The sequence below is a fragment of the Sphingobacterium multivorum genome, from assembly GCF_039511225.1.
Taxonomy (GTDB): Bacteria; Bacteroidota; Bacteroidia; order Sphingobacteriales; family Sphingobacteriaceae; genus Sphingobacterium.
Genome location: NZ_CP154261.1, coordinates 1675986 through 1688108, shown reverse-complemented (window position 1 = coordinate 1688108; position 12123 = coordinate 1675986). Strand labels below are relative to the sequence as shown.

The 12123-nt window shown below is 42.7% G+C and carries 11 protein-coding genes; all 11 read left to right on the top strand.

Going from position 1 to position 12123, the window contains the following annotated elements; genetic code table 11:
* Nucleotides 1–46: 46 nt before the first annotated feature.
* Nucleotides 47–1456 carry an alpha-L-fucosidase gene (locus AAH582_RS07025; RefSeq protein WP_343321671.1) on the top strand — a complete coding sequence of 470 codons (1410 nt, stop codon included), beginning with the start codon at nucleotides 47–49 and terminating at the stop codon, nucleotides 1454–1456.
* Between the two features lie 374 nt (nucleotides 1457–1830).
* Complete coding sequence (locus AAH582_RS07020; RefSeq protein ID WP_156167652.1) at nucleotides 1831–1986, top strand: hypothetical protein; 156 nt, start codon at nucleotides 1831–1833, stop codon at nucleotides 1984–1986.
* Nucleotides 1987–2088: 102 nt separating this feature from the next.
* Nucleotides 2089–2724, top strand: a complete 636-nt coding sequence (locus tag AAH582_RS07015) for a hydrolase (protein ID WP_046674278.1) — start codon at nucleotides 2089–2091, stop codon at nucleotides 2722–2724.
* Between the two features lie 37 nt (nucleotides 2725–2761).
* Complete coding sequence (locus tag AAH582_RS07010) at nucleotides 2762–4159, top strand: alginate export family protein (RefSeq protein ID WP_343321670.1); 1398 nt, start codon at nucleotides 2762–2764, stop codon at nucleotides 4157–4159.
* A 4-nt stretch (nucleotides 4160–4163) separates the two neighbouring features.
* Nucleotides 4164–4928, top strand: a complete 765-nt coding sequence (locus tag AAH582_RS07005; RefSeq protein ID WP_053003729.1) for a M17 family peptidase N-terminal domain-containing protein — start codon at nucleotides 4164–4166, stop codon at nucleotides 4926–4928.
* Between the two features lie 11 nt (nucleotides 4929–4939).
* A complete protein-coding gene (locus AAH582_RS07000) occupies nucleotides 4940–6823 on the top strand; it encodes an amidohydrolase (protein WP_343321669.1) in 1884 nt (627 codons plus the stop codon).
* Nucleotides 6824–6835: 12 nt separating this feature from the next.
* Nucleotides 6836–7270 carry a DoxX family protein gene (locus AAH582_RS06995; protein ID WP_046674280.1) on the top strand — a complete coding sequence of 145 codons (435 nt, stop codon included), beginning with the start codon at nucleotides 6836–6838 and terminating at the stop codon, nucleotides 7268–7270.
* A 4-nt stretch (nucleotides 7271–7274) separates the two neighbouring features.
* Entirely contained in the window at nucleotides 7275–7748 is a 474-nt protein-coding gene (locus AAH582_RS06990) for a Dps family protein (protein WP_046674281.1), read from the top strand.
* A gap of 4 nt (nucleotides 7749–7752) precedes the next feature.
* Nucleotides 7753–8418: a YoaK family protein gene (locus tag AAH582_RS06985; RefSeq protein WP_343321668.1), complete on the top strand. Its 666-nt coding sequence runs from the start codon at nucleotides 7753–7755 to the stop codon at nucleotides 8416–8418.
* An 81-nt stretch (nucleotides 8419–8499) separates the two neighbouring features.
* Nucleotides 8500–10722, top strand: a complete 2223-nt coding sequence (locus tag AAH582_RS06980) for a tetratricopeptide repeat-containing sensor histidine kinase (protein ID WP_343321667.1) — start codon at nucleotides 8500–8502, stop codon at nucleotides 10720–10722.
* Between the two features lie 10 nt (nucleotides 10723–10732).
* Nucleotides 10733–12109: a sigma-54-dependent transcriptional regulator gene (locus AAH582_RS06975; protein WP_046674283.1), complete on the top strand. Its 1377-nt coding sequence runs from the start codon at nucleotides 10733–10735 to the stop codon at nucleotides 12107–12109.
* The last annotated feature ends 14 nt before the right edge of the window (nucleotides 12110–12123 follow it).

Here is a 12123-nt window from a genome sequence, read left to right as displayed (position 1 = left end):
TAACACAACGATGGCCTACCTTTGCAGGATAACAACTTCGTAAATTATGTCCAAAATTTCACAGTCCCTACTTTACTGCCTATCTTTTCTTTTACTGGGCAACACGCTATTTGCACAATCTGGTTTATCAAAGAAGGTACTCGAGCAGAGCCAGCTCGACTTTGTCAACCTTGGATTCGGTATGTTTATCCATTATGGCATGCCGACGTTTATGGAACAAGATTGGTCAGATCCCAATGCCGCACTTGAACTGTTCAAATCGCCAAAGCTCAATGCAGATCAATGGGCTAAAGCGGCCAAATCGGCCAACATGACCTATGGTTGCCTAACCACCAAACATCACAGTGGCTTTCCGATCTGGAATACCAAAACAACAGATTATAATGTGATGAATACGCCTTTACATCGTGATGTTGTTAAAGAATTTACGGATGCTTTCCGCAAAAATGGTTTGCGTGTTATGCTGTATTATTCCATTTTGGATATGCATCAAGGCATACGTCCACATACCATTACCAAAGCCCACATCCAATTAATCAAAGATCAGTTGACAGAATTGCTAACGCAATATGGTGAAATCGACGCCTTGGTTATTGACGGATGGGATGCCCCTTGGTCGCGTATTTCGTACGATGATGTTCCTTTCGACGACATCTATTATCTTGTCAAATCACTTCAACCGAAATGTTTGTTGATGGATCTCAATTCAGCAAAATACCCAGGTGATGCGTTGTTTTACACCGATATTAAATCCTATGAACAAGGTGCGGGTCAATTTATTTCTAAGGAGCATAACAAATTGCCGGCAATGGCCTGTCTTCCCTTACAGCAAAATTGGTTCTGGAAAACATCGTTTCCGAACACCCCAGTTAAAAACGTCAATGAATTGGTCGAGAAATTTGTCATTCCGTACAACAACGCGTATTGCAACTTTATGCTCAATGTAGCCCCAAATAGTGATGGTCTGATGGATCAAAATGCGCTTGATGCATTGAAGACAATTGGTACATTATACAAAAATAAACCCAACTACAGTTCATTACCAAGTTATCAGGCACCTATAGTCGACCACAATATGGCCAAACAAGTACCTTCATACAGTAGCTGGAGCGATGACATGAATATTATGGATTTCGCCAATGACGATAACTTTGGTAGTGCCTGGGTCTCCAATCCAGCAGTCAAAGGTGAAGTATGGTATGAATTGGATTTTGAACGTAGTAAACCTTTCAATAGTGTTGTTATTACCGAAGGAAAAGACAATCCTTCACAGTATAACTTATCCTATCTGAAAGATGGAAAATGGCATCCTATCGCGGTTACAGCGGTACAACAGGGCCGTATCAAGATTTTCCGATTTAATGAAGTGTTGGGACAAAAATTACGTTTTAGCATCAAACCCGAAAAAGGTCATGCTGTCGTGAACGAGATTGGCGTTTACCAAGAAAGGCGCTAACACAACACAAAGAATCAAAAATATATTTGCTATTCATCTCCTATAAAAGTCTATATCCGTCGACTTTTATAGGGGAAAACTGGTATTCATGATCGCTATAGTTTTTTTTAAATCATCGGAACAGCGTTCATTTCAAGGGAATTCGAATCCAGGTTCCCATGACGCCTGTAGCCCCAAGTGATCAGTATAATCCGGTAAGCTAATTTCTAATATCTCAACTAAGTTATTAGTGCATAAACTTACTTAAGATGATTTTATTCCAAATAGATATATGATTTGGGATTAAACAAAAGACCCCATGCAATATGAGGGGATTCCACAATATCCATTGTTTAGTGCACTTTTTCTTTCCCTGTTTTTCTTAAACTAGTTCAATGAACAGCAAAATTAACATCCCTAAATTTGGATATACAACAAATGCGTTGGGCATCTCTAAGGGACAACAGCATTGTCAAAGCGATGAATTGCTCATTGATTTATCGGATTACTTTAGCAAGAAAAACCAATTAACGATATATCGTCAATTTTAAAAACCAACAAAATACCGTAGAAAACTAAATATCAAAACAATAAGAAAAAAGGTAAAAGATTTGAATATCAACGATTATCAAACAACATTAAAATACATATTTATGAAACCATCACTAGAACTATTGTCGCCAAGCAACCATGCACTGGTATTGATCGACTTCGAAGGCCAAATGGCATTTGCCACAAAAAGTATTACTATGGAAGAACTCCGCAATAATGTCGCCGTAATCTGCGGTGCTTCCAAGATTTTCAATGTGCCGACCATCGTAACTACTGTCGCGGAAGAAAGCTTTTCAGGACCTGTTTTTCCAGAAATTGAGACATATTATCCGCAATCCAGTACAGATTATATCGACCGGACCAGTATGAACACCTGGGAAGATCAGGCTGCTTACCAAGCAATTACAGGCACAGGCAAGAAAAAATTGGTACTAGCCGGCCTATGGACAGGTGTATGTATCGTTGGACCAGCCTTATCTGCACTCGCGGAAGGGTATGAAGTTTATGTTATTGCCGATGCTTGTGGTGATGTAAGTCAAGAGGCGCATGAGCGTGCTATGCAACGAATGATTCATACAGGTGCAAAACCCATCACTGCTGTACAATACCTTTTGGAATTACAACGCGACTGGGCCCGTCAGGAAACCTATGTAGCTGTCACAGATCTCATGAAAAAACATGGTGGCAGCTATGGCTTAGGGATTCATTATGCCCACAATATGCTAAAACACGGTTAATTTAATTGTAAAAAATATTCATTCAAAATCGTACCTCGTGCAACAGCAACAGTCCATATTCAACTATCTCCGTCAAGCGGCTGTCGTATTGTCGATACTCAGCCTATTCCCGCATTTTTCTAAGGGTCAAACCTACAAATTAATGCGTTTTGAGGAAGACTATAGCGCCCTCGCAGACAGTACACGTCATGGTTATCAAAAGCTCAAATATAGCCCTTTATCCGGTGACGGCAAATTATGGCTTTCGATAGGTGGCGAGGCACGGTTGGAATATGTCGATTTTAACAATGAGGACTGGGGACGCGTAAAGCTTGGGCATAACAGCTTTCTATTGCAACGATATAGCCTTCATGCCGATTTACATCTCGGGACGCGCCTCCGTCTTTTCACCCAGCTCCGCTCAGCCCTGCAGCATGGCCGCAAAAATGGCTCACGCCAGATCGATGAAGACCAATTGAATGTACAGAACCTATTTATAGATGGAACGCTGTTCAAACAAAATAATAAATCAGTATTGATTCGCCTTGGCAGGCAGGAGCTTGACTATGGCTCCGGCCGCTTAATCTCCGTAGGTGAAGGCCCAAATGCCAGAAGATATTTCACTGGAGCAAAGCTAGCTTACAACAGCAGCAAAGTGAATATTGAAGCATTTGCCATGATGGCGGATACCGTTAGACCGGGCATATTTGACAACAAACCTTCCAAACAAGTAAACCTGTGGGGAGCTTACGGTAAATTTATTATTCCTCAACAGGCCAATCTCGACCTATATTACATCGGTATCTATCGCGACCATTCGGTTTTCGAGGAGGGGATATCACAGGAAACCCGCCATACCCTAGGAGCCCGGATCTGGAAATATGGCGGTGGATTTATTTATAATCTTGAAGGGGCTTATCAATTTGGATCTTTTGGCCAGGGTAAGATATCAGCATGGACTGCTTCCGTCGATATCGGCTACCTCTTTGAAAATACGGTACTCAAGCCATCCATCAATCTACGTAACGACTATATTTCAGGGGACAAAAAGGCTGGAGATGGCAATCTGCAGACCTTCAATCCCATTTACCCCAAAGGTGGGTATTTCGGTTTTAGTCCACAGATCGGTCCCGTCAACTTGATTGACATTCACCCTTATGCCACGCTAGACCTTCTTTCCAATCTCAAGATGCAGGTTGACGTGGTTTTCAACTGGCGACATACTTTACAAGACGGTTTATACAGGCCAAGCGGATCTTTCAACCTACCTGGATCTGCTTCGCGTAAACGCTATATCGGCACGGCCTATCTAGCCAATTTCGCCTACACAGCCAGTAAGCAACTGTCGCTGGTAACAGGTATCCAATATTTCAAGACCGGCGCCTTCATTGAAGACATCATTAGCATACCAAAGAATGGAATTTTCTTCAATAGCAGAATCGCCTTTAAATTCTAAAAACATGAAAACAACAAAGAGACTCTTTCTAAAGAAAACATGTCAATGGACACTAGTCGCCTTGCTTGGCACACTTGCAGCTACTCCGATACAATCCTATGCGCAAGTAACGGCGTCAGCTCCTATTAAAACTACAGCAATAGGCACAAGTACCATCTGGGGCAATGTCGATGGACTAGCTATTGAAGGCCTCGTTCAAGGTCCTTCGGCAGCTGCAAGTGATCTGCAGGTGGCCTGTGTATTTGAATATACCGAGGGCGATATCTTTATCTCCCCTCCGGCATTGCCTGCCGCATTGAACGGTCTTGTACATTTAGATGAAGCTTTACATGGTACGTTAACTGAAATACGTAAGACAGGAAAATTTAAGGGCCATGCACTCGAAACCATCCTCTTAACCCCAAGCCAAAAGAGCACACTCGCAAGTAAAAAACTATTGTTGATTGGGCTTGGCAAACGGGAGGACTTCCATGCTGAACTGATGAAGGATGTAGCCCATGTTGCCATGCGCGAAGCGCTTCGATTAGGTGTCAAGGATTTTAGTTTTGCGAGTGATCTCAAAGATGCAGGTGTGGATTCGCCGACTGCCTTAGTTGCCGAAAATGTTGTTCTCGGATGTATAGATGCCTTCAGAACCCAAAAATGGTTGGGCGAAAAAAATATGGATCAACAACCGGTATTAAACAAGATCACGTTATTAGCCGGACCGGCATTCTTTGAAACGGCTGGTGAAGGTATCAAAAAAGCCATTTTCTCCTTACAAAACTAAAAAATAGCCCCATGAAAGCAGACCTTATTCTATATAATGGGAAGATAACCCATTTCGGCTACAACCAGGAAGCTGTTACAGCTGTAGCGATCCAAGATGGTAAATTTGTTGCCATCGGTTCAGACAGCGATGTCCTTAAGCTTGCCGGCACACAGACAAAATTGATTGACCTAGGCGGTAGACGTGTTGTACCGGGCATTAACGATTCGCATATCCACCTGATCCGTGGCGGACTCAACTATAATCTTGAATTGCGCTGGGATGGTGTTCCATCATTGGCTGATGCACTGCGTATGCTTAAAGAGCAAGTCGACCGTACACCACATCCGCAGTGGGTTCGTGTCGTTGGTGGCTGGTCCGAATTTCAATTTGCAGAACGTCGCATGCCAACTTTAGCTGAGATCAATGCCCTAGCACCTGATACACCCGTTTTTATCCTTCATCTCTACGACCGCGCACTGCTAAATGCTGCTGCATTGCGTGCCGTAGGTTATACCAAAGACACACCTGCCCCTCCAGGAGGAACCATTGAACACGATAGCCATGGTAATCCCACAGGATTGCTGATTGCATCGCCCAATGCCATGATCTTATATTCAACCTTAGCAAAAGGCCCAACTTTACCTTACGAAGAACAGATCAATTCGACTCGCCATTTCATGAAGGAGTTGAATCGCTTTGGGATTACCAGCGTCATCGATGCCGGTGGAGGCTTTCAGAACTACCCCGACGACTACAAAGTCATCAGTGACTTACATCGTGAAGACCAGCTTACAGTACGTATCGCCTACAACCTCTTTACACAAAAGCCCAAGCACGAATACGAAGATTTCCAGCAATGGATAGACAGCGTTCCTCTCCACCAAGGCGACGACATGTACCGCCACAACGGCGCTGGTGAAATGCTTGTTTTTTCGGCAGCAGATTTTGAGGATTTTCTCCAACCAAGGCCCGATCTCGGTGAAAATATGGAAGCCGAACTCGAAAAAGTTGTTCGTTTACTCGTGAGTAATCGATGGCCATTCAGATTACATGCCACATACAACGAAAGTATCAGCCGCTTTTTGGACGTATTCGAGAAAGTCAATCGCGACATTCCGTTTGATGGACTGGCCTGGATTTTCGACCATGCCGAAACGATAGACGAACGTAATATCGAACGCACCAAAGCGCTTGGTGGTGGTATTGCCATCCAAAGCCGTATGGCCTATCAAGGTGAATATTTTGCAGATCGATATGGCTCTACTGCGGCAGAACAAACACCTCCTGTCAAAAAAATGCTGGCCATGGAAGTTCCTGTAGGAGGTGGATCCGATGCAACCCGCGTGAGCAGCTACAATCCCTGGGTGTCCATGTACTGGCTTACCGCAGGAAAAACTGTGGGTGGACTCCAAATATACCAAGATAGCAAGCTTGACCGCATGACTGCGCTACAGCTCTATACCAAAGGCAGTGCCTGGTTTTCACAAGAACAACAAAAAAAGGGAGATATTGCTGTGGGAATGCTAGCTGATTTAACGGTACTTAACAATGACTATTTTACGGTAGAAGATGAAGCGATTAAGGAGATCGAATCCGAACTTACTGTCGTAGCGGGCAAAATTGTCTATGCGGAAGGTGATTTCAGTTCCTTCTCTCCCCCACCGATCCCCATTCTACCCGATTGGTCACCTACAAAAAGCTATAGTGGTTATTATAGTGTTTCGAAAACAGCTCAAAAAAGCAGTGCAACTGCATCAACAGCTCAAAGCAGCATTGTAAATTCCATCCATCTTTGTAGCGGCAGCTGTCAGGTACATGCACACGATCACAATCAAGCCCGAATGAGTAACATCGCGATAAACAATTACACCGCATTCTGGGGAGCCCTAGGCTGTTCATGTTTTGCATTTTAAGACACTGAAAAGATGGAAATACTTCAAAAACTTTTTTACACAGATCTGGGAAATACAGTCAACAATGGAGCTATATTGATCTTTCGTATCTTGTTAGCATGGGAGTTGCTCACTGTTCACGGCCTCAAAAAAATACAAAAAGGCCCACAGGCTAAACCTGAACATATCCCGAATCCTTTGCAGCTGCCAGAAAAACTCAACGCCGCTGTGGCCCAGTTTGCTGACACCATTGTACCTTTTTTTATTGCGCTTGGCTTATTTGGAAGGTTAGCGCTATTACCGACAATAGGAGTTACCGCAGTTGGCTATTTCGTCGTCCATCGCTACGATTCACGCGAAGTACGCGATGTTCCATTTATGTACACGCTGTGCCTTTTGCTCCTCTTGCTCACTGGCCCAGGAGCTTATTCAATGGATCATTACATTTATCAACTACTCACAAAATAAACATATGAAACCTCATATCGGAATACACGACAATCACCTAGCTGAATCGGCACAGATTCTTTCTAAACTGTTAGCCGATGAATACCTGCTTTATACGAAAACAAGAAATGCACATTGGAACATTGAGGGAGCCGATTTTTATAACAAACATCTCTTTTTTGAAGCGCAGTATAACGAACTCGATGAGCTGATTGACAGTCTTGCTGAACGCATCCGCAACCTAGGGCATTATGCACCTGCCAGCCTAAATCAGTTTCTAGCGCTGACACAGTTAACCGAACATAAAAGGTCAGGCAATGATAGTGCTGGTTATATCAAAGAATTATTAATGGACCACGAAAGCATTATTGTTTCATTGCGCGAAAACATCGACCACTTTGCCATAACACTGAAGGACATTGGAACAAGCGACTATGCAACTGGACTTCTGGAAACTCACGAAAAAATGGCTTGGATGTTACGTGCGCATTTATCATAAAACCATGGAAAATCAAAACAAAGCACATCTAACAACACTTGTTCTCACACTTGTTGGAGGGTATTGTGACACTGTTACCTTTGTCGCAGCTGACAAAATATTCTCGGCCCATGTGACAGGCAACTTTATCGTCTTCGCCTATCAGCTTATCAATGGTGGAGATAGCACGGCCTGGATCAAATTGGCAACCTTTCCTGTATTTGTCACCGCTGTGATGGCCGGCGGATGGCTTACCTCACGTTCCCATAAGAAAAATACCGTCCTCTTTGCCGAAGCCCTATTACTTGTGATTGCAGGTTTGCTGGCTATTATTCTTCCGGTAGAGGCCTCCAAAACCGTGATGTATAGCCTGGTTATGCTCGTCGTATTCGCTTTGGGCATGCAAAATGCATTCGGAAAACTATTTGCCAAAGCAACTTACGGACCAACAACCATGATGACCGGAAATGTGACCCAAGCATCACTAGACCTTTGTGTACTTATCGCTAATAAATTTAAAAATCCAGACACCAACGTCAGCTTCGGGAAGCAGCTGATCACCTTATCCGGTTTTTTCATCGGATGTTTGGCGGGAGCCTATTTTGGTAAACAACTTGGATTAACTTCTATTATATTTGCAGGTATAGCGATGCTCGTCTGTTATTTCCTTTCGAACGACAAGGATCAATAATTAGGATAAAAGCATAAAGCAAATAGAGCAAGCTACCGATATAAAGATAGCTTGCTTTATCTTATAACGTAAGTCACCTCAATGAGAATCTATCTAATACTTAGCTTTTTTATCCTTTCGATCTTTAATACATTCGGTCAGGACAACACGACTATTCATCGTCTGCTAGACAGCATATCGCAGGAAAAGGATACCGGACAGAAAGCTCGTATGCTTTATGGAGCCGCTAAATGTTATCTGGAAAAACCAGGTGAATCAAAAAAAGACCTAGACAGTGCCTTATGGCTTAATAGGACATCCCAAAAACTCCACCTCTCAGTCAACCTTAAAACCGAAGCCGCGCTAAATATGCTTCTGGATGCCCGTATACAGGAGGAAATGGGGAAACCTGACCTTGCAAAAAGCCAGAAAAAGGCTAGTTTACTTTTTGCGAACACCCATCAGCTTGCTAAAGCCTCGGCCATGATTTACCTGTCTATGGCTAACGACATTAAAGATGTTGACTATCATCAAAAAACCAGCTTATTCCAGCAAGCGTTAGAACAAGCCAAAAAGACAAGTGATAAATCACTTGAGCCCAAAATCCTGATGGAACAATCCAGCTTCCTTTCCAATTATGGGGACTATAAAGGTGCCATAGAAACTGCTCATCGAGCTGCTGTATTAAAAAAACAGACCGGCGAAAAAAATATCAGCCAGGAGCTTGTGTCCGTTGCCGGTAATCTTCGGATGCTCCTGCGCCTCAAAGAAGCTTTAAAATATGCGCTCGAAGCCCGTCGGGTAGTGGAAAACGAAAACACGACGACAACCAAAGATAATTTAGCTGCCGTGTACAATATTGTGGGATTGATCTATTATGACCTCAAATCCAATAAAGAGGCCCTAGAAAATTACCAAAAGTCATTTGAAATCGCTAAAAGTCAAGGTGACAGATATGGCATCCATACGATAACACTCAATTTAGCGACGATTCTATCCCGTCTCAATCGCGTTTCAGATGCACTGAATCTGCTTGATAATGTCACCAAAGATTACGCGTCTGATATCTATTCCATACGCTATGCCTATCTGTATACCATGCTGTACACAAGAAATAAAAATACAAAAAAAGCTTATCCCTATTATCAGGAACTCTTAACCTATTACAAAACCGGGAATATCACCGGACAGGAAAGGCATATTATGATGATTGGAATCGCTAGCTATCTTTTTGCAGATGGACAGATCAAGCAGATGTATCCTTACCTCGAAGAAATAGAGCGATCAATGACCAAAGAAAGCAGTCTGCTCCGTGCCTCCGAATTGCGGAAACTTTATTATCTGGCCGACTCCGCCCGCGGTGATTTTAAATCCGCATTCAAAAACTTGACAGCTTTCAAAACGATCAGCGATTCCATTAATAGTGTAGAGCGAGCCAAGGAGCTTACGGCCTTACAATTAGATTATGATACCGAAAAAAAAGACCATGATATCGTCCTCCTCAAGCAAAAAGGTCAACTGCAAAAATCACTGCTTGAACGGGAGGCCATTATACGAAACGTGTTCATAGGCAGCTTTGTCGTTCTGTTGACCTTCGCGGGCTTTTTGTATATCCAAAATGCCATAAAAAAAAGAAGTAATGAAAAACTAACGCTTAAACAGGAAGAAATCAATACCCAGAATGAAAAGCTAAAACAGCTGATCGCTGAAAAAGAATGGCTACTAAAAGAAATTCACCATCGCGTCAAAAACAACATGCAGATTATTATCAGTCTGCTCAATACACAATCGGCTTATCTTGAAAACGAAGATGCCATCAACGCAATTCAAAACAGTCAAAATCGCATGCATGCGATGTCTCTGATCCATCAAAAATTATATCAGACAGACAACCTCTCTCGCATTGACATGAAATGGTATATCCAGGAACTGACCGAATATCTCAAAGATAGCTTTCAATCCGAAAAATCAGTTAAATTTGAGATTCAGGTAGATCCGATTACTCTTGATGTTGCACAGGCTGTCCCAGTTGGGCTTATTCTCAATGAAGCAATCAATAATGCAATCAAACATGCTTTTACTCAAAGGGAGGGAACTGTTTTTATCAGCTTCAGGCGAATCAAAGCTACACCTTACGATCTCTTGCTTAGCATTGCCGACAATGGTATCGGAATACAGAAAGATCTTAGCAGTAATGATAGTGACTCTTTCGGCATGAATCTCATGCAAGGGCTAACTTCTCAGCTTGACGGGGAATTTAAACTGACATCTGACCAAGGTGTTTTCATTACTATTCAATTTTCACAGAAAGAAGCCGAAATTTAAGACGAATTTTATGCAAAAAGGAAACAAGATCTTAATCGTAGAAGACGAATTTATCGTCGCTAATGATCTCAGGATGATCCTCAAAAAAAACGGTTATGAAGTCATTGGTATAGCGTCTTCTGTGTCGCAGGCCAAGACAATTATCGCGACAACAAAACCGAATTGGATACTACTCGATATCCTATTAAAGGGAAGTGAAACAGGTATCGACCTCGCTATTGAACTGAACAAGCTGGAGCTACCATTCTTATTTATATCGGCCAATACCAACCAAGGCATTTTAGAAGCGGTTAAAGAGACAAGACCCTATGGTTTTTTGACAAAACCATTTCGCGAAAAGGATCTTTTCATTATGCTCGATATTGCCAATGAAAGGCTCAGTTCGGAAAACAAAGCCGAGGATCCAAAAATTAAGTCCATTGAAAACAGAAGCTTAAAAAATCAGCTCATCGGTACAAGCCCAGCTCTTAATGAGGTACTTTCACAGGTTGAGTTGGTTGCTCCTACAGACACCTCCGTTTTGCTGCTCGGCGAAAGCGGCACAGGTAAAGAAAAGATTGCGCAGTCATTACATCAGCTATCGTTGCGCAAGCAGCAGCCTTTGGTTGTCGTCAATTGTGCTGCCATACCATTATCTCTTATGGAGTCTGAATTATTTGGTCATGAAAAAGGAGCCTTTACAGGGGCGCAAAATAGAAGAATTGGTAAATTTGAACTTGCCGACGGGGGAACCATCTTTTTGGACGAAATTGGTGAACTACCGTTAGAAGCGCAGACCAAATTACTGCGTGTGCTTCAGGAACAAGAAATCGACCGTGTAGGCGGAGAGCTGCCGGTCAAGATCAATGTACGTATTATCGCTGCGACTAACCGCAACCTGGAACAGGAGGTCGCCCTAGGCCACTTTAGACTGGACCTATATTATCGGCTCAACATCTTCCCAATTGCCATTCCCCCACTTCGAGAGCGGACTGGAGATATTGAGGTGCTAGCCAATTATTTTCTGGCCTTTTACGCCACTAAACTCAAGAAAAACGTCACAGCCTTTTCTGCCCATGCACTTGCCAATATGCAAGCTTATCCATGGCCGGGCAATATTCGGGAGATGCAGCACCTTATTGAAAGAACTGTACTGCTTGCAAAAGAGCCCATCATCAACGACATGGTATTTACTGAACACCTGGAAAGTAAAATCAAAATTTCAGATTTCTCATCTCAAAAATTAGCCTCCCTTGAAGAAATGGAACGAGAGCATATTTTGCGTGTACTTGAATCATGTAAGGGCAAAATTTCCGGCCCAGGTGGCGCAACAGAAATCTTACAGATCAGTTCATCCAGTCTATATAACAAAATGAAAAAATTCGGAATTAAATCCGACTTTTATTGATAACAAGATAGCAA